11 protein-coding genes are annotated in these 20,641 nt (G+C 46.6%); 8 read left to right on the top strand and 3 right to left on the bottom strand.

Going from position 1 to position 20,641, the window contains the following annotated elements; all coding sequences use genetic code 11:
* Positions 1–15 precede the first annotated feature (15 nt).
* The gene (locus tag AB5217_RS19130) at positions 16–1,983 is read left to right on the top strand and encodes a hypothetical protein (protein WP_032844315.1); all 1,968 of its coding nucleotides are present in this window, start codon (positions 16–18) and stop codon (positions 1,981–1,983) included.
* A gap of 94 nt (positions 1,984–2,077) precedes the next feature.
* Positions 2,078–4,420 (top strand): hypothetical protein, encoded by a 2,343-nt coding sequence (locus AB5217_RS19125; RefSeq protein ID WP_032844316.1) that lies wholly within the window; start codon positions 2,078–2,080, stop codon positions 4,418–4,420.
* 100 nt (positions 4,421–4,520) lie between these two features.
* Here the strand turns inward: AB5217_RS19125 and AB5217_RS19120 are convergent, their stop codons facing one another.
* The gene (locus tag AB5217_RS19120; protein WP_004323992.1) at positions 4,521–5,180 is read right to left on the bottom strand and encodes an HU family DNA-binding protein; all 660 of its coding nucleotides are present in this window, start codon (positions 5,178–5,180) and stop codon (positions 4,521–4,523) included.
* Between the two features lie 762 nt (positions 5,181–5,942).
* Here AB5217_RS19120 and AB5217_RS19115 point away from each other — a divergent pair.
* Positions 5,943–6,272, top strand: coding sequence for a hypothetical protein (locus AB5217_RS19115; protein ID WP_032854206.1), 330 nt, complete (start codon positions 5,943–5,945; stop codon positions 6,270–6,272).
* 236 nt (positions 6,273–6,508) lie between these two features.
* Here AB5217_RS19115 and AB5217_RS19110 read toward each other — a convergent pair whose 3' ends face one another.
* The gene (locus AB5217_RS19110; protein WP_032854207.1) at positions 6,509–8,869 is read right to left on the bottom strand and encodes a glycoside hydrolase family 3 protein; all 2,361 of its coding nucleotides are present in this window, start codon (positions 8,867–8,869) and stop codon (positions 6,509–6,511) included.
* Between the two features lie 434 nt (positions 8,870–9,303).
* Between AB5217_RS19110 and AB5217_RS19105 the strand changes: the two genes are divergently transcribed.
* From AB5217_RS19105 to AB5217_RS19085, 5 genes are all read left to right on the top strand, one after another.
* Positions 9,304–12,498 carry a SusC/RagA family TonB-linked outer membrane protein gene (locus tag AB5217_RS19105; RefSeq protein ID WP_070783044.1) on the top strand — a complete coding sequence of 1,065 codons (3,195 nt, stop codon included), beginning with the start codon at positions 9,304–9,306 and terminating at the stop codon, positions 12,496–12,498.
* Positions 12,499–12,519: 21 nt separating this feature from the next.
* Positions 12,520–14,199 (top strand): RagB/SusD family nutrient uptake outer membrane protein, encoded by a 1,680-nt coding sequence (locus AB5217_RS19100; protein ID WP_032844325.1) that lies wholly within the window; start codon positions 12,520–12,522, stop codon positions 14,197–14,199.
* 49 nt (positions 14,200–14,248) lie between these two features.
* Positions 14,249–14,803, top strand: a complete 555-nt coding sequence (locus AB5217_RS19095; RefSeq protein ID WP_368112630.1) for a hypothetical protein — start codon at positions 14,249–14,251, stop codon at positions 14,801–14,803.
* Between the two features lie 108 nt (positions 14,804–14,911).
* Entirely contained in the window at positions 14,912–16,291 is a 1,380-nt protein-coding gene (locus AB5217_RS19090) for a hypothetical protein (protein ID WP_368112631.1), read from the top strand.
* Positions 16,292–16,312: 21 nt separating this feature from the next.
* Complete coding sequence (locus tag AB5217_RS19085) at positions 16,313–18,913, top strand: hypothetical protein (RefSeq protein WP_032844327.1); 2,601 nt, start codon at positions 16,313–16,315, stop codon at positions 18,911–18,913.
* Between the two features lie 110 nt (positions 18,914–19,023).
* Here the strand turns inward: AB5217_RS19085 and AB5217_RS19080 are convergent, their stop codons facing one another.
* On the bottom strand, positions 19,024–20,592 hold the full coding sequence (locus tag AB5217_RS19080; RefSeq protein WP_032844328.1) for a glycoside hydrolase family 43 protein: 1,569 nt from the start codon (positions 20,590–20,592) through the stop codon (positions 19,024–19,026).
* Positions 20,593–20,641 lie beyond the last annotated feature (49 nt).

Raw genomic sequence — 20,641 nt, 5'->3', positions numbered from 1 at the left:
ATAATAAAAGAATAGATGAAACCGAAAGTTTTTCAATATATAGTTCTCTCTCTGTTGTTGTTCTTCTGCACTTCGGCTTGTAATGATAGCGATGCCAGGGAAAACAGTAATCAGCCTTTGCCTTCAACTCCGGAGGAAGGGCAGGTAGAAGAGGCTGGTCCTTTTATGCGGGGGACTACTTATGAAGAAAGGGGAAAGTCGCTTATCGACTGTATGCTCCGGGTGTCTCCGGGTAAAGGTTACAGTATCAAGTATCTGGCTCCGTTCTATTATGCCAGACTGTGGAGTAATCATGAAACGGCGGAAGCAACGGCCAAACTGATTGAAATCTATCAATATCAGTTGGAACATATCGATGAGGTTTATCATTCAGATTCCGATTTGGAGTTCTTTGTGCATGCTACTATGCATGGATATATGCTTACGAAGACCCGGATGTCGGAACAGTTGCAGAAGAAGATAAAGGATTTCATGAAATTAGGGAAGTATGCAACTGATAAAGGTACGCTGAATATGAGGATGATGCGACAGGCAAGTGGTTTCCTTTGTGCTGAAGAATGGTCTGATTTTGTGGATGCGGACGGGCAAACTTCTTCCCAGCTAAAAAGCTATTTGCATGGCAGAATACTGAAAACCTTGAAATCTTTCTTCACAGACAACTGCCCTGAAGCCGACGCTTTTACTTATTTGGGAATAAATCTTCAGTATGTGAGGATGCTTGCAGAATTTAGCCGGGATGAAGAAATTCGAAAAACCGCTGCGACGATTTATCAACACATGGTGGCACAGCTGCTGTTACCTTGGAATCAGGGACTTTATTGTGCCAATCCTTCCCGTTGTAAAGGCTGGGCGAATTTATGTACCGGAAATTTGAGTGTAGACGTGCAGATTGGGCAGTTGGCCTGGCTGTTTTACGGAGGACAGAATGAGCGTAAGATTCGTTTGGATGCCGGTAAAGATAATTTTGCCTGTTTCAATTTCTGGATGGCTTACCAACGTAATGTCAAACCTCTCCCTTACCTTCAGTCGCTCAATGCCGGTAAGCAATACCCCTATCATTTTGAGGCTTTGCGTATAAACGACGATCATTTCTGTTGCAGATATACGTATCAAAGTAAAAACTATGGCTTATCCACACAAACGATAGAGGCTTTTTCTAATAAGTTGAAAGGTTTCCAGTATACTTATGCTTTTAAGGAAACTAAAAATCTGCATTTGGTGTGGCAGTCTGATCTGCCTGAAGCCTCCGTATTCAGTGTGTGCCATGATAATCCCGAACGTCCGCAAAGCTATCAGACGGTATCAAATAAACCGGGATATGGGGAAAATCCTTATCACAGGGTGTTAGGGTACGAAAGAAGTGCTATCGGGGTGTATAATGTGGCGGAGGATTATATGGACCAACCTAAGTTCTATCAGATGTATGTGCCTTTCACTCGTAAAGGGATTAAAACGAAAATGATTAGAGAAATTAATGGTATGCGGTGGGTGTTATGCCATACCGGTTCGATGATGTTTGCCTTTGCTACTCCTGAAGACTGGGATTTCGGCTTGCAAGATAATAAGTATGGTATCAAAGATCACCATATACTGACGCTTAAAGATGTTAACCGCCGTAGAGGCTCTTGGGTGTTGGAAACAACAGAGATTACTGAACGATACAAAGATGCTCAAGGTGATATGGATGCTGAATTGAAAAAGTTTGCCGGTGACATTGCTGCAAAAGTAAAACTTCAGCTTTCTGCTGACTATGAAACGAGTGATACCCCGTCCATATCTTACACCAATATTCAAGGGGATGTATTGGAACTGACTTTCTTTTCACCGGAAATGTCATATAACGGACAATATAAGGTCAACGGCAAGGCTGTGGATTTAAATACTGAATACATATCCAAAAGTGATTATATGCAACAAAAGGCGGGTAGTAATAGTGTGCAATTCCATACGGCAACAGGAACAGAAAACTTACAGTTAGAATAGTTTTAATCTATTCTTTGCTGCACGGACATCTTTGCTGTGTGCGGTCTTTCGGAATGGAGAGTTTATAAATTCGTGAATAATTAATAGATCGGCTATGAAGGTTATGAAACTGAAATCTTGTTTTTGGCTTATCGGATTATTGCTGGTATGTAATGTTTATGCACAGGAGTTATGTCGGGCGGATTTTCTCCCTAAGGCTTCTGCAGCTTTTGATTTGCTGACGCAGAAATACAGTGAGGAACGGATCGTAAAAGAAATAAGGGCTAAAAATGTCCGTTGGGTGACTAATCTGATGTCGGCATCTGCTGTTTTCTATAAGGCAACGCACGAGAAGCGTTACCTGGATATGTCAGAGCAGGTGTTTGGGAATGCCATTCGTGAATGGAAGAAAAATGAGAAACTGATGCACGGCAAGGATGATTTCTTTGCATTGCAGAACTTGGCGCTGGCCTATGAAATATTGCAGGACAATGACCGTCTGCCAATGGGAGCTGATGAAGTGATGATTCGTTTTGCCGATCTTCACTTTGATCCTGATTTTGTAATTGATAATAATCAGGGACAGGAACGTGCATTGGGGTTTGTACGGATGTGTAATTTGTTCCCCGATGCTCCGGGCGTTTCCCATTGGAAAGAGTATGTTGATAAGATGTGGCACTTTTGGTATCGTAATAAAGACGTAGATGAAACTGCGACTCTCTATGCTTCCATTCATTTGAATGACATCATCAATATTGCCATTGAGAGTGATAAAGTGGCGTTGTTGAAGACTCCGGAAATAAGACGGTGGTTCGAACGCTATCGTGACCAACAGGCTCCCAGCGGTTATATGCCCGAATATGGAGATGATTATTTCTTTGCCTATAACAACTGGATACTGGTATTTGAAAAGATGGCACGCCTGACCGGTGATGCTTCTTTTCGAAAAGCTGCCTGGAAGTTATTTACTATCGGATACCCTAATTTAGATATTAAGTACTTCAAACCGGGATGGAATCTTCGGCAGGCCTGTGATTGGGCTGCTCTTGCAGAGGTAGCCCTGTTGCCTACCTTTTTTGAAAAATCAGATTCTCCTGTTCGTACTTCTCTGGTCACCACCCGTACAAACCGGAAAGGAAAAACGGATATACCCGACCAGCTGCTATTGCGAGCCTCTTCTGAAGCGGGAACCCCGTTTATAATGAGTGACTTGTATGCATCCGGCACTCATCAGCATCCAAATCTGCGTGGTACGATTAATTACTTTGAAGTGGATGATAACCCTCTGTTTCATGGTGTACAGAGGCATGCTACCGATGTGCGTCATGGCAATACTGTCGTTCTGATGAAAGAGAACGGGAGTGGATTCCCGTTTGATGAGAAGGGCAGCCGGTTGTTCACTAATAGCTGGTTTACAGATTGTGTTGATTTCAGTCAGTCTACGGAGATTTCCGGTGATACTGCAATGCGGGGGATGAGAAAGATGACATTCCGCTTTCAGGGAGAACCGGGTGAAGAGATTTATATTAAGAATGTCCGGTTGATTGGAAAGGCAGGAAACAGGTTGTTGCATGACTGTAGCACGTTAGAGAACTGGAGTAAAAACGTGACTTTGGTTGACTTGGGTAAAGAAGGAAAAGCTGTGAAAGTTGTTCTTCCGGACAAGAATGTCTGTTTTGTGAATCTGGATGTAGCCGCAGATTTTAGTCTGAATGATTATCGGTATATTGGTTGTGATTGGAAGCATACGGCAAAAAGCGGAGCGAAGAAATCGGTATTAGATTTTATGATACGCGCCTATAATAAGGTTTCTCTTCCGGGTGAGGAATATATTCACGAGAAAGTAGGAACATTGTTTAATCCAAACATAGTAAAAGAAGCTATGGCAGAAACGCGGGAGGGAGATTCTTATGGACGAATTGTGTTGGATGACCAATGTGTGGATGGATCTGTCCTACAACGGAATATGGTGCTCACAAAAGAAGGAATACTTGTTATACAGGATCATTTATTGCCTGGGGCAGGAACGGAAGGTTATACCGCCGGCAGTTTATGGCAACTTTATTCGTTGGATAAAAGCGGTAAGAATTGGTTCAATTCCACAGGAGAGAATAAAAAGTGGAAAGATCGTTCGGGGAAAGATATTGAAACAAATCAACTATTAGTTTACTTTGAGGAACAGAAGGGGCGGCATTTTGGGGCGCAACAACAGGAGTATACAGTCAAGCCTGTTACAACTTTTGCCAAACAAAAGGTAATCCCCGGTTCTGCTGTTACGTTCGTAACTATTATTGTTCCTCACACTGCTTTATGGAAAGCTGAAGACATAGCGAAAGCTATTTCTGCTCAAACGGATGCTACTCATCAAAGTAATGTTTGGATTACTCTTGCCAATAAGAATAAATTGAAAATTGAAATAACAAAGGAAGGAAATTGGAAAGTGGAAAGAAATGAATGAAACGTGGGTAATAATCAATTTGTGCAATTTCTGGATCAGTTAGGTAGAAATAGTAAGAGCATTCAGTTGTCGCAAAATTTGCAACAACTGAATGCTTCTTTTAATTTTCCTTTTCTATATTGTACCCTTGATTCGTCTTTATTTCCTCCTTACCGTAATATCCCGGCATCGGCACATAAATCGGATTATAATAAGAATTGATATTCTTCAGTTTTTTCTCCTCTTTTAGCCGTTTGATATGACGGGAAGCAGTGGTAGAAGTGAAATTGCATAGTCCTTGAAAATCGCCACGGGTCAATACCGGATTATTGCTGAAATAGCTTGTTAGCAGTTTGTCTATTTCATCATTCGAGCGGGAAGCAGAGTGGCGTCTTAGTTTGCTCCGTTCCATATGAACAACACTAACAGACCTTTTCAATTTGGCGTCCGCTTTGAAACTAATGTTGGCTTTGAGTTTCATCTGATTCGCTTTTTGTTTGGGCGAGGTGATAGGTTCTTTACTATTCAACTTAATCTGGAAATAGCCGATGCCATCCAAGTGGACGCTTTGCCCTTCCCGAAGACGATCTCCCATGAAATGACTTAGAGATTCGAGAACAGACTTCACATCTCCTTCAGTCAAAGAGGTTGCTATCTGGATTTCTTTTGCCAGATAGTCTGTGTCAATGTGTTGGAAGTTGACTACACGTGCGTGATACATTTCCTTACCTTCCTCGTCCTTGGGACGGGGAGTCTTGTACAATTCAAATTGTATTGCCATTATTTACTTGTTTTTGCCTTATATGACTACGTATTTATAATTTGCCGTTGTTAGTCCTATAAGGGCGTTGTTTTTCTTTGTTGTAAAACTAATCAATCTTTGGACTTAGGGGGGATTTGTTGTTATATAGCTGTTGTTTGTTTGTTATCAAGCGGCTTTATATAAGTGTCCTGCCTTTATTCTTGGATTAAAGTGTAGGTATAGTTGCTTTACAGTGCCTTTATCATTAATCTCCCACGGCCGTGGTGAGATCTCTTCATGGCTGTGGTAGGATCTTTCCACGGCCGTGGTAGGAATTCGTCACGGCCGTGAAGAAGTAACTATATCGGTAGCAAAGATAAACTATATCAGGGAGAAAAGCAAAGTATTCCTACTTGTTGTAGGTATTTATATGCCTTGTTCTATTTGATAGATGTAGGGCAAGGGGAGAATTAAACTATTTTACTGTGATAACAGTGACATTATCTGAAAATATAGTTATATTTGTAGCGTATCTTCAGGAAGAGGATATGTTTGTTTTGTATTGGAGATAGTGTTTTTATTATCTGCTCCGTAAATCTGGTAAATTTAACACCTGCAGATAATAAGCGACCGGTCTCCACGTCCATGTTGTATATATATTTGTTATATACCTCAACGGGCGTGGAGCTATTGCTTATTATTCAGGTGTAGGCTTACCAGAGCCGTCGGAGGATAGTACAGTAATAGTTTCCGCGCCTTTTTTATTGGCATACGGAAACACATAATTAAAAAATGATAGTTATGAGTAACCTTACTTGTTCCCGTTCCTGCCTGATGAAGCGCGATTTAGAATGTTCCGTCGACAAACTTAGTTTTATGAAAGAAAACTGGCCTAGCTTTGCACAGATTGAAAATGTAGACCGATTGCCAAAAGCTGAATTGCAGTGTTCTCTCTGTTTATTGGATATAGTGATAGACGGACTATCTAAAGATGAATTCTCATGTCCGAATAAAGAACTCATCCGTTTGGTCATCATGTATGTGTATATACAGGAAAGGTTCGATTTATGTGAGATTAAAGAACTGCATACTAAATTGGTGATGACTTCTGTGAAGAAAAAAAAGGAATAGCTCTCTAAGTCATAGCTGTTCAGGTTGCCTTTGCAAAAATGTGATGAAAGTAGTGCTTTTTGCGGTGATAGGTGACAGATGTGGTGATAGGTTCAGAAACAACCTATCACCGTCGGAAACCTCGATGAATAAGGCTTTTGATTACTGGCGGTGATAGGTGATAGAGGAATGTGTATTTTTATATAAAAAGAAGATTCTATATGAAGATGTTTTTATAGAAATATCTAAAAAGAGGTTTATTTGTGGGCCGTATTCTTATTCGGAGTATTCCATACTTTTGTCTGATCGCATACAATATCCATCCATTGGTCACCACATTTAATCTTGAAATCTCCTTTTTCCAGTCTCCACTTACCGTCATATCCCACAAATGCCAAGTCGCTTCCTTTCAGTTTCAGCGTAACCGTCTTTGTTTCTCCCGGTTTCAGAGAAACCTTTTCGAAGTTTCGTAAACGGATATTGTCCGGTGTGCTGCTTGCCACTAAGTCCTTAGAGAACAATAACACACTCTCTTTTCCGGCAACTTTGCCCGTGTTGGTTACGTCAACCGTGAATATCAGTTCGTCGTCAGCATTAAAAGTCGGTTTATTTACTTTTAAGTTGCTGTATTCGTAATTCGTATAGCTTAATCCGAAACCGAACGGCCATTGAATATCCATCACCGAGTCATAGTTGTAGTTGCCTCCCATTTGCCCTATGTTTTCGCAAGGCTTGAAGTCATAAGTTGCCAAAGCGTTGATAAGTCGTGGATAAGTGAATGGCATCTTTCCACTGAAGTTGGCGTCGCCTGCCAATAAGTTTGCAAGTGCGTCTCCACCATAGTTGCTTGGCAGCATGATGTTGACAACAGCTTTTGCCAAAGGTTCTATATCGTTGATAATACGCGGGCGTCCCTGATTCAGAACCAAAACGATAGGTTTGCCCGTAGCGGCCAGAGCTTTTACCAGATTGCGCTGGTTTTCCGATAAGGTAAGATCCGTCAGGTTGCCCGGAGTTTCGCAATAAGAGTTTTCGCCGATGCAGGCGATGATAATATCCGCTTGTGCTGCCGCTGCCACCGGTTTTTCAATTTCCGGTTTGTTTTCTTCCCACCAATTATCGTTCTTGTAAGGAGCATAGGTCACTCCCGGTTCGTAGATAATATTCTCTTTTCCGTATTTCTCACACAAAGCCTCGTAGATGGTATGATATGCCTGCGCATATTCATCGGCAACGTGTCCCTGCCAGCTATACGACCATCCGCCGTTCAGACAACGCATGGAGTTTGCGTTCGGACCGGTCAGCAGAATCTTTTTGCCTTTCGCTATCGGCAGGGTATGGGCGTCATTCTTCAATAACACTTCCGATTCCTCGGCAGCCTGGAGGGCAACGGCTGCAAATTCCTTAGAACCGAACTTGTCATACTTCTTAATGTCCCAATACGGATTGTCAAATAATCCCAGGCGATATTTCAGACGCAACACACGGGCTACTGCATCGTCGATACGCTCCATAGATACCTCTCCTTCTTCAACCAACTCTTTCAGATAATCGCAGAAACTCACTTCATAAGGAACCATCGACATGTCGATTCCGGCATTGATGGCAATCTTGATAGCTTCTTTCTTGGTGGCAGCAATGTGATCCCGGGTACAGAGATTGTTAATGTCCGCCCAGTCTGTTACAATCAGACCGTCCCAGTTCAGGTCTTCTTTCAGCCATTCGGTCAGTAATTCACGGTTAGCGTGAAAAGGTAGTCCGTTGTCAACGCCGGAATTCACCATCACGCTCAATGCACCCTGACGAACGGCAGCAAGGAAAGGAGCGAAATGTTTTTCACGCATATCGCTGCGTGAGATGGAAGACGGAGTACGGTCTTTACCGGAGACAGGTACACCATAGCCCATGTAGTGCTTCATGCATGCGGCTACATGGTATTCTCCGATACGGTTCGGGTTCTCTCCCTGAAAACCCTTCACGGCCGATACGCCCATTTCTGCATTTACATAACAATCTTCACCATAATTTTCCCACATACGTGCCCAGCGCGGATCACGTCCTAAGTCGACTACCGGAGCAAACGTCCAGGGGATGCAGCCAGCCTTGGTTTCATAAGCAGAGATTTCAGCACCTTTTCGGGTCAGTTCCCGGTTGAAAGTGGCTCCCATGTTGATGCCTTGCGGAAACATCGTTCCGTCCTGTGTGTAGGTCGTTCCATGAATCTGATCTACCCCATAGATGCAGGGAATACCGATCTCCTTCATCGATTTCTCCTGTATCTGTTTGATGGCTTCCGCCCACTTTTCCTTTTTCTGTGCTACCCCTAAAGGAACATTCAACAGTGAACCTACTTTATATTTACCGATAACCGTGTCGAGCATTGCCTCGCTAAGGCAGAATCCTTTCTTACGACTGGTTTCAAGATCAGATACCACATCAATCGTGATTTCACACATCTGACCGATCTTTTGTTCGAGAGTCATTTTCTGAAGCCATTCCCGGATATGAGTTTCAATAGCCGGATCGGTCGGGATGACAGGAGAGGCAGTCTGTGCATGAGGCGTAAGACAAGTACCGGCAAAGGCTGATACTAATACCATTTTCTTAATGTTTTTCATGAGTTGATATTTTTAGAGTGAGACTTTAATTCTATTACAAATGTAGGAAGAATTGCAGTCACCCGAAAGGGCGAAATGCAATTGAATACAAATCATGCCCCAATAAAATACATTCTATTCTCTATAAGCATTGGGGAGTGACGGACCCGCAGACCGGAAAGTGGAGCGACTTCTTGCGGAAATCGGGGAAATGTGACGAAACAGATGTGTCTGAAAAAAGATAGAATAGGCTTTTAGAAAGATATCTCAATGAAATTGAAAACAAATTATACCCTTTTTTATAACATTTTTATGATGAGGATTAACTAATTTGTATGTCTTTAGTAACAATTTCTGAGCCTACTTTTTTGTTTCGTTTCTATATTTGCGGGTGTGTTTTGCAATCATTTAAGGAACGCAATAAATCTTTGATATTAACCACTTAAAAATGTACAATGAGAAAAACATTCTTGGAAAAAGTGCATAATCAGTATTTATGGTTATGCCATGTTGCATTGGTACTGCTATTGCTCGTGCCTGCAATCAGCAGCCTTCAGGCTAATCCTTCTCAAAAAAAGACCGTCACGGGAACGGTGACGGCGGGTATGGATAACGAGCCGTTGATTGGTGTCAGCGTGCGGGTGAAAGAAGTTATCGGAACGGGTAGCATCACAGATATCAACGGTCACTATTCGGTAAATGTCGGACAGGGGCAAACGTTGGTATTCTCTTACGTCGGCTATCAGTCTCAAGAAGTTAAGGTCGGTACGTCTTCCGTCATCAATGTGGTACTGAAAGAAGACAGCGAGGTTCTGGACGAAGTAGTCGTCATCGGTTACGGTGTGCAGAAAAAGAAACTTGTGACCGGCGCCACGGTTCAGGTGAAAGGCGACGATATTGCCAAGCTGAATACCACCAACCCGCTGTCGGCCCTGCAAGGACAGACACCGGGTGTGAACATCGTTTCTACCTCCGGGCAGCCCGGTGCCAGCATGAGTGTCACTATCCGCGGTTTGGGTACGGTGGGTAATTCGCAACCTCTTTATCTTATAGATGGTGTAGGCGGTGACATTACCACACTGAATCCTGCCGATATCGAAAGTATCGACGTGCTGAAAGATGCAGCTTCGGCTGCTATCTACGGAGCGCAGGCTGCCAATGGTGTCGTGTTGGTCACCACCAAGAGCGGTAAGGAAGGTTCCTGCAAAATCTCTTACGACGGCTTTGCTGGCTGGCAGACGATCGGGCGTAAGTTCCATGTGCTGAATGCCGCCGAGTATATGAACATCATGGATGAGGCCCGCCTTAATTCGGGCATGTCCCGGGTAGATTGGGCTTCACTCAACTCTATTTACGATGCCAACGGCAATGTACATGACACTGATTGGATTGACCAGGCCATTGATAATGGTGCTTTGACAACCAGCCATAGCCTGTCCTTTACGGGTGGTTCCAAAACATCCACTTATGCCATTTCGGGAGGTTACACCGGTCAGGACGGTCTGATCGGCGGCTCTGATGTTTCTTATTATAAGAGGTATAACTTCCGTGCCAATTCTGAGCACAAAATGTGGAACGGACTGGTGACAATCGGTGAGCACGTGGGCTTTGTCTATAAAGACACGCGCGGCATGAATACCGGAAACATTTGGAATAACAACCTGCGCAGCGCATTCTCGGCTTCTCCTATTATCCCCGTTTATGATGCCGACGGCAATTACAACTCTACGGTAGGTTCCGACTGGAACGTGAATGACGGTAATCCGTATGGAGTGATGATGATGAACCGTTATAACCAGAGCAAGAACGCTTCGTTGGATGCCAATGTTTATGTGCAGGTAGAACCTGTCAAGAACTTGAAGTTCCGTACGGTCTACGGCATCAGCTACGGTGCTTCCGACTATCGTTCTTATACGCCGGAATACCAGTTTACCCCGCAGAGCGCAGTCGCCACAAGCAAAGTGAGCCAGAGTCATGGCAACGGGTTGTCTATGGTATGGACCAATACACTGGCCTATGATTTCAACATTGGCGAAGAGCATCATCTGAATGCTTTGATAGGCAGTGAATTGTCCTCTTATGACGGTAGCAGTTCCGGTGGTTCCAATACTGGCCTTATTCCCGGCTTCGACGACTGGGATCATGCCTATCTTGCCAACACCAACGGTACGGAAAATAAGACTGTCGAAGGAAAGCCTTACGATTCTACCCGAGGCTTGTCCTTCTTTGCTCGTGCAGGCTGGACATGGAAAGACCGCTATATGGTAAACGCTACCGTGCGTGCCGACGGCTCTTCCAAGTTTACCAAAGGAAACCGATGGGGGTATTTCCCCTCCGTATCTGCCGGATGGACACTTTCAGAGGAGCGTTTCATGAAATCGACGAAATCCTGGCTCGAATACTTGAAGCTGCGTGCCAGTTGGGGGCAGGTGGGTAACGCTAATATCAACTGTTATCAGTATCTTGCTCCGGTATCCACGACAAATACCAATTATAACTTCGGCTCTTCCGGAGGGCAGGAAGGTTGGGTTACCGGTTCCTATACTAGCCGTCTTGCCAATGAAAATGTGAAGTGGGAGACTTCCGAACAGTATAACGTGGGTATCGATGCCCGCTTCCTTAACGGTCGCCTCTCGTTTACGGCCGATGGTTACATCAAGAATACCAAAGACTGGCTGGTACAGGCTCCCGTATTGGCTACAGCAGGTGCCGACGGTCCTATCGTTAATGGCGGCGACGTGAAAAACAAGGGTATCGAAATAGGACTCTCTTGGAATGACCAAATAGGCAAGAACTTCACTTATAGTGTAGGCGCTAACTTTGCATACAATCATAATGAAGTAGGTAGTATTCCTACCGAAGACGGTATCATCCATGGTGCCATCAATCAGATATACAGTAATGCTGAAGAGTTTTATCGTGCCGAGAATGGTCATGCCATCGGCTACTTCTGGGGATTCAAGACAGCAGGCATTTTCCAGAACACGAAAGAAATCAATGACTGGATTGCAGCCGGGAACGGCATTTATCAGAGCAATGTGCAGCCGGGTGACGTGAAGTATGTGGACGTGAACCACGATGGCTCCATTGATGCCAAAGACAAGGTGGATTTGGGCAACGGACTTCCCAAACATGTATTCGGCTTTAACCTCAACCTAGGCTATAAAGGCTTCGACTTCAGCTTGAATGCTACCGGTGCCGCAGGCTTCCAAATCGCCCAGTCTTATCGCGACCCGAATTCCTCGCAAGCCAACTACAGCCGCCGGATTCTCAACCGCTGGACGGGCGAAGGAACCAGCAACTATATTCCCCGCGTGACCTACAACGATGTGGGCAACTGGCAATTTTCTGACCTCTACCTGCAAGACGGCGATTACATCCGCCTGCAGAACATTACGTTGGGCTACGACTTCAAACGTCTTATCTCTTGGAAAGGTATCTCCAAATTGCGGCTCTATGTACAGGCGCAGAACCTTTTCACGCTGACCAAGTATGACGGTATGGACCCTGAAATCGGATCGTTCAACGGTACGGACGGCAATAGGCAGAATGCGGACGGTACGACCAACCAAACATGGGTGTCGGGCGTAGATATGGGTTACTATCCGCATCCGCGCACCTTTATTGTAGGTATTAATCTTGCGTTTTAAACCATGAAAAAGAAAAGTAATATGAACAAATATATATTAGCCATGGGGGTACTCGCACTGTCGGCTGCGGCCTTCACCTCGTGCGATGATTTCTTTGAGACTTCCTCAAAGGTAACCTTGAATACCGAAACCGCTTACAGCAACCTCGAATCAGCCGAAATGGCATTAGTGGGTTGCTACGACGGCTGGCAACGCACTGTCTCCGATGAGGGAGTGGGCATGTATTTGGTGGCGGAATTCGCTTCCGAACAGGCTTTTGCCGGTCTCGGCCTTTCCGATGCCAAGAATAATAATGTGATAGACCAGTTCGACTTAGGAATCGCCCCTTCTTACAACGACCTCTTCAATACGGACTGGATAAACTATTACAAGGCGATATTCCGCTGCAACCAGCTCATCGCGCGGGAAGACAACATAGACTGGGGTGGAGACACCGGTGCGCAAGGACGTGTTATCGGTGAGGCTCGCACACTTCGTGGTATCCTTTATTTCGATCTCGTTCGTTTGTTCGGCGACGTGCCTTTGCTCACCGCTCCGTCCGAAGAGAACATTCCCCGTTCTCCGGCAAAAGATGTCTATCAGCTTATTTTCGACGACTTCAAGTATGGCGCCGAGCATATTCCTGCCGATGCCTATCCGTTGTTAAACCGTAACACCAACGACGGCCGCATCACCAAGTATGCTGCTGAAGCACTGATGGCTCGCGCCTATCTTTATTATACCGGTTACTATGGCGAAGAACATCCCGCTTGTACGAAAGCGGAAGCGGTGGCGGCCATCAACGATGTGGTAGATTATGGCGGTTATGAACTGGAAAGCAGCTATGCCGACTTTTGGATGCCGGCTTGCACCACCGATGCTTCAAGCGGTGACACGTATGCCTGGAAAACCACGTATGCAGGCAAATGGTACGATGGTTCTACTTGGCAGGCTGGTCAGGGCAATCTCTCCAAGGAAATTGTGCTCAACCTGAAGATGAACAGTACTTCTGACTACAATGGTAATGGAGACGGCAACACCTTCTCGGTCTATTTAGGTCCGCGCAACCGATGCGCAACAGGTGTATGCATTGCCAGCGGTTGGGGAGGTTGCTCGGTGACGCCCGCCTTTGTGGAGCAATATTCCAAAGACCCGCGTTTCAGTGCCTGCGTATGGAGTTGCAGTGAAGCCGGTTTCGATGCCGACATTGCCGATTCTTATGAATACACCGGCTACTATACCCGCAAGTATGCACCGATGTGCTTTGCCGATGGAACACGTCAAGAGGTAGGATTTGAGTTGGGCGAGAAACACATGAACATCACTTACTATCAGGACTACACCATCATGCGCTATGCCGACGTGTTGCTGATGCATTCCGAACTTAACGGGAACAACCGGGGGTTGAATCTGGTTCATCAGCGCGTATATCCCGGTGAATCCTTGCCTTACAGCATTGAAAACATCCGCAACGAACGTGCCATTGAGTTGGCCTTTGAGGGCGTGCACTATTGGGACCTGATGCGCTATGAGAAAGATGGCGCCTATGCCGCACGTGCCATTGCCGCCGCACAGAACGGCGCTAAGGTAATGATTGGCGGCAACGAGGCCACTACTTCTTTCTCCGAAAGCAACTTCACCGCAAAGAAAGGACTGATGCAGATTCCGAGTACGCAAATCACGCTTTCGGGCAACAAGCTTGTGCAGAATCCGGGTTGGTAAATTCCGGAAGGTTCGGGCTATTGATGAAAAATATTAAAATTAGTAAGATATGAAATTGAATCGTTATATATATTCGCTCATTGCCGGCTTGATATTGATGCTGTCGGCATGTACGCCTGATAAATACGATATGGGTGGAAAGACCTACGTATCCGGTGATTTGGTGCAAGGTACGGCCTATACGGTCACCATTTCGGGAAATCAGGTACATCTCAAATCGAACATCTCCGGCTGCACTCCGTTGTGGGTTACTCCTCAAGGACGCTCGCAGGAGAGCGACCTCACTATCGAATTGCCTTTCTCGGGTACTTATGAGGTGACTTTTGGAGCTGAAACTCCCGGTGGCATTGTTTATGGCGAGCCTTATTCTTTCACGTTGGGGCAGAACGACTTCTCGCTGTTGGGAGATGAGAAGTGGTTCCTTCTGGCGGACGAGAATTTCAAGACGGGCGATGCCCTTCCCGATGCCGAGACATTGGCTGCCGGTGTCAGCAAGAAGTGGTATCCTTGTGACGCCAACTACGGTATCGGGCAGTGCTCCGGTCCGGTAATGTACCTGTCACCTTTCGACCCGGACGGCGATGGCGCCGGTTATACTGAATAGGAAGAGGCCGATGCTGTTTATAAGGATATCGTCTTCGGTACGGGCAACTGGAAACCCAATTGGGATCCCGGCTTTCAGGACTGGCTGATTTCAGCTACCGACCCTTACATGGATTCGTATATGCTCTTTAGCATGGATGCTTCCGGTGGTTGCGTGGCTACCATGTATCGGGGGGAGAACGGTACGAAAGGGGCCAGCACGGGTTCGAACATGACGGGGAAATTCAATATGAATCTAGCGGACAAGACTAAACCCCTCATCTCGTTCACCGACTGCTATTCTATGCACAACGCAGGCTTTGATGCCGTTTGCTCCAACTATACGCAGGATATCCAGATTATAGAACTAACTCCTTACATCCTGCAATTAGTGACCAAGCGTACCAATGACGAAGGCAACTGGTACATCGTATGGAACTTCGTTTCCGAAGAAGTGATTGAAACCGCAGGCGAGTGCATTCCCAAGGAAGAAAGCGGACTGATAAATAAGGTAGAACCCGTATTGCCGTCATTCGACAATTTGCAGACAGACCTCTTCACGACCGAAATCGAAGGTGTATCTTACGTGGGTCAACAGATGACCTTCAACCTCAATACTGAAATCCCTTACGACTGGTTGTGGTGGAACGGTTCGCCTGATGTTGCCGAATGGGAAAGCGTGACAGGCGGATCTTACAACACCACTTGGGCCCCTGCTCCGGGCGAGGAGACGGAAGACTTTGAACTGATTCTGAGCAAAGCTTCTGACGGTACGTATAAGTACGAATGCGGAGACTTGAGCGGCAATATGACCATAGCCGGCAACGTGATAACCTTTGATAAGGAAATCACCTTCCTTACCGCTTCGCACGATCAGCGTACTGTCATTGTGAAGGGCACCTCTTTCAATGTATTGAGCGTAGAGGCAGGTGAAGCACTGACTCTCGGCATTCCCGAATCGGTGGACGAGAACGGAGTGGTGAACACTTACCTCGTAGCCAACCTGCTTTACAAGAAAGTCTCTTCGGGGACAACCGGACCAACTGAGGTGAAGGTGGACAACAGTAAGGTACAGGTCATCTTCGGTGACGGCAATCCCGAACGCCTGCGCATCCAGTTCTATAACCCGTGGGTTTCAGATGTGGAATGGCCTATCGATGTCACAAAGGTGAAATTGAAAAAGAATCAGAAACTCACCATCCAATATAAGGTGCTTGGCGGCATCACCTGGAATGAAGGAGCGGCTCCCAAGACGGTCATTTTGGACAACAACATCGGAAACGCGTGGGAAGACGGTTGCTACAGTCTGGAACATGCCGTAAACTTTGACATGGTTTCGGGTGCGACCCAGACGGTGACTGTGACCAATACTACCGGTGCGACGGTGACTTATGACGGGACAAGCTGTCTCATCATAGGTATACAGAACAAGGGCAACGCCACCGTGGAAACATTGGAAGACGGAAGCCCCAATGTTCAGGTAGAAATTGTTTCAATGACTATTGAGTAATCACATAAATGAATTAGTAGAATGAAAAACAAGATATTATTCGGAATAATGGTTCTCGTCGTGGGCGTTTTCATGGCGGGATGCAGCGATGACGATTATGCCATAAGTACACAGCCGTTGCTTGCCGACAATTCGGTAGTGACGGGATCGGCGGATGTGACAGCTACTTCGGCCATTCTGCATGGGACGGTGTCAGGGCTCGGAGGACAGGCTTCGAGCGCATACACCACCGGTTTTAACTATGGTGAGGGTGCCGATGCGTTGACGGAGAAGGTGGTGGCTACGGGCGGGGAGGATTTCTCCGCTACCGTAGCGGGCAGTGTCAATCAGACCATCTATTACCAGGCATACGTCACCCTGCAAGGTAAGGTTACCTACATTGGCGAGGTCAAAAGCTTGGTGCTGACCAATGCTAGAGCCACTACTGGTGACGCCACCCATGTGGAGGCCAACAGGATTACGCTTGCCGGATCGCTTGCCGACTTCCCTGCAAATGCGGAAAGCGGCATTATGGTGTCGGGTGTGGCAGGCACGGAAAACGTTCGTGCAGGCGTGCGTGTCGCCACTGTTCCCAAGGACAGCTATACGGTAGATGTGGAAGGCTTGATGCCCGGCACTACCTATTATTATGTGGCTTATCTGGATCTCGGTGCCGGATTAGTCTATGGCGATGTGAAGTCCTTCACGACTGCTTCCCAGACTTTCAGCCTCGATGACGACTTGGTCGATCTCGGCCTTTCCACCAAATGGGCAAAATATAATGTGGGTGCTTCTACTGAATCGGAAATCGGAGGTTTGTTCGGATTCGGTGATATGACCGGATTCAATACCAGTCTTGATCCGGCACAATATGCTTCCGCTGATGTTTACAGGACTGCTCGTGACGTTGCAAACAAGGCGTTTGAAGGAAAAGTAACGATGCCTACCATTGCGGAATTTGAAGAACTTTTCACCCTTTGCTCCAAAGAATGGACGGAAGTAGACGGTGTGTCCGGCTATAAACTTACTGGTCCCAACGGAAACTCCATCTTCTTGCCGGCGGCAGGTTCGCGCAGTCAGGCGGTTACGGAGGGAGCAGGTATGGAAGGCTATTATCTGTCCGGTTCTATCAACAGTTCCGATTCCCGGTTTGCCATGAGCTACCACTTCAATGCGGGAGCCGATAGACGTACGACGACTCCGGTTTATCAGGCGCTTGCTGTCCGTCCGGTATCTACGGCTAAGAATGTGAGATTTGACAAAACGTTGCTTTATGGTAAATGGTACATTGATAACGGGCAGGACGGCAAGCAGCATGTGTTTGAGGGTCCGTTCACTCAATGGGGCGATACGGATAGCTGGGCTACCGTTTCCAACGGACAACCTAATATTGAGCAGCAGATTCATTGGGAAATGGGTACGGACAACGGATGGATAGGTTATACTTACGGTCAGGATTATGGTTACATGGAGTTCCTTGAAGACGGAACAGTGAACATTCACCGTCTGACCGGAGAGGGTGTTTCCACTGACGAAACCGGCAGATATACCATTAATGAGGCCGATAAGGTGATTGACATTGACATCAATGTGCTTTGTGCCGATACGTGGGTAGCCGGAAAGAGCGGTAAGTTGAATATATTGACTTTGACAAGTGACGGCTTGCAGATAGCCCTGCCCAACGGTGACGGTTATGCATACTCTGTAAACTATTACAGCCAGCGCAAGGCTGAGGCGGATGCGATGATTCCTGTAACGCTCCTCTGTGCGGGAAACGGTGAGCCCGGAACGTGGGGAACCGTTGTCGGACAGATCGATCCTGCTAAGTTGGACGGACAGCATACTTTTACATATGAAGGGGCTTGCAGTGACGCTATGGTATTTACGCTCGATTTTCAAGGATTGGTTTCAAGATACCCTAACGTGTTTGTCCGTATCGACGAAATGAAATGCGATGGCAATGCCATTAAGTTCAATGCTAACAACTTTTTCTATGGAGATATCGAGAATAATGGTAATTACCGCATTGAATTGTTCAATGTTTGGGGGAAGGGCGCTGCTGAAGGCAAGGTGCTGAACAGCGCTTTCAGTGATTCGCAGAATGTTAGTTCCGAACCGACTTTCAGCTTCGGAGGCAGTCTGGAGATTACCTGTACAATCATTACCGATGCCGATGTGGCAAAGGCTTATACCCCGAAACTCGTCTCTATTAATCCGACTTGGGGCGGTGATTGGAATAATAACCAAGGTGCTATGTTCAACGTGAAGTACGAGAACTTCCAATATTCCGTTGAAAATCCTATTTTCGACATCAAGTATGAGTCGACCGACCATGCCGCAGGTGCTATCATGACGTTTGTGCAGGTGGACGACATCTTTCAATATTTTCCGAAGATGCACGCCGAGTTGGATAATCTCTATTTGGATGGTACTAAAGTGACGGGCTATGACGCAACGAAAGTGATCGATACTAATGACGGCAATAGCTATCGTCTGGAACTTTGGAACTGTTATGGCAAGACGAAGGATACCGGTTGTGCCTTCGGTACGCCGGAAGGTGATGTCATCAAGGAACTTGGTTTCAGAAACATTATGGAAGTGGAGTTCACCATTCACAGCCTGTTTGCCGTTCCGCAATGGTAACTGTAGATACCGGTTGACGGATCCTATGAACAATAGAAAAAATCCGGGGTGCTTCTAAACATCCCGGATTTTCTTTTTTATAATTGTTTCAAGTCGTGGCTTTTGATACTCTACTTCAGATAGTCGAAGTATTCAAAATCTGCAGATGCTTCAGAGGCATCGTCATTGGCTGCGGCATACAGGCCTAACATGATTCCGGTGAATCCGCCTGCTGTCTCTGTGCTGATGTAACAGGTGTTCATCTTGCCCAATTCTTGGAAATGCTTTCCGTCAGTGGCATATTCAAAGGTGTATAACTCGCTGCCACCTTTCACTCGAAGCTGTACTTTCCTGTTCTGTGGCAGAATGACTTCCTTCTCCGTGTGGGACAACGCTCCCAAGCGATAGCGGAGCGTCACGGCCTGCTTCCCGTCGGCAAGTTGCTTCACGAAGAGGTCGTAGTGGGCAGGTTCGAACATATAGACCGTCAGTCCGGCCTCATCGCCCGCCGTAGCTTTCTGCAACTGCATGGAAGTGGTGGCGCAGAAGTCGATATGCTCTTGTCGGCGACCTATGAAGGTGGGGCTTTCTGTGCTATTGTCCAAATTGACGGAAGTGGCTTTTAGACGTAGTTTTCCGGAAACGAAAGTATAGTTCTCCGGATGGTGATTACGGATGTGTACCCATTCATTTCCCAGCTTTCCGCTTTTAAACTTCGTGCGGACGGGCTTTTCGGCAAAAGGTTGCAGGGGCAGGGTGGGCACGTTCATTTGCAGGGCTATGGTGCCGTCTCCGTTCACCACCGGCCAGGCATTTGGATCCCAGCGGACAGGAGCGAGGAAAGTTTCCCGTCCCAACAGATGATGAGAGCCGGTTTGCGGGCGGAAAGCGAGACAGACCATCCACCAGTTTCCGTCGGAGGCCTGCACGAAGTCAGCGTGTCCGGTACCTTGAATCGGACTGTTCTGGGCATTCTTGTTAATATGGGTTAGGATAGGATTGGCAGGGTTGCCTTCATACGGCCCGTCAATGCTTTGGCTGCGGGCGATTGTCACTTTGTGCCCGTATTCCGTGCCACCTTCCGAAATCAGCAGGTAGTACCAGCCGTCTTTCTTGTAGATGTGCGGTCCTTCGGGATGTCGTCCGCCCGTACCGTTCCAGATGCGTTTGGATTCTGTCAGTTGCTCTCCGGTCCGGGGATTTATCTCGCAAAGCCAGATGCCGGCATCGGGATTGCTCACCAAGTAGCATTTGCCGTCCTCGAAGTAGAGGGAGGGATCGATGCCGCCTTGCTTTAGCCAGACAGGTTCGGACCACTCGCCGTGCGGGTCGGTGGTGTGGACAATGAAGTTTCCTTTGTCGGACACATTAGTGGTAATCATGTAGAACGTGCCGTCGTTGTAGCGAATGGTAGGCGCATAGATGCCACCCCAGGCACTGGAGGAATGAAGCGGCAGTTGTGAGGGGCGTGTCAGGCAGTGGCCTATCTGCTCCCAGTTCACAAGGTCGCGGCTGTGGAACAACGGTACGCCGGGGAAGTACTGGAAGCTACTGTTTACCAAATAATAATCGTCCGCCACCCGGCAAATGCTGGGATCGGGATGGAAGCCGGGGATAATGGGGTTTTGATAGCCTTGTCCGTTTTGGGCGAAACAAGAGAGATTGAAAGCCAGTCCGAAGAGTAGTATACTTTTTTTCATCGGTACATAAATGTTTTAAATGGTTATTAGCGGTTTTGTGCCCACAGGC

This window comes from Bacteroides sp. MSSM.1001136sp1_RTP21357st2_D2_RTP21359_211015, from assembly GCF_040913205.1.
Classification (GTDB): Bacteria; Bacteroidota; Bacteroidia; order Bacteroidales; family Bacteroidaceae; genus Bacteroides; species Bacteroides ovatus.
This window is presented reverse-complemented; position numbering and strand designations above follow the sequence as displayed.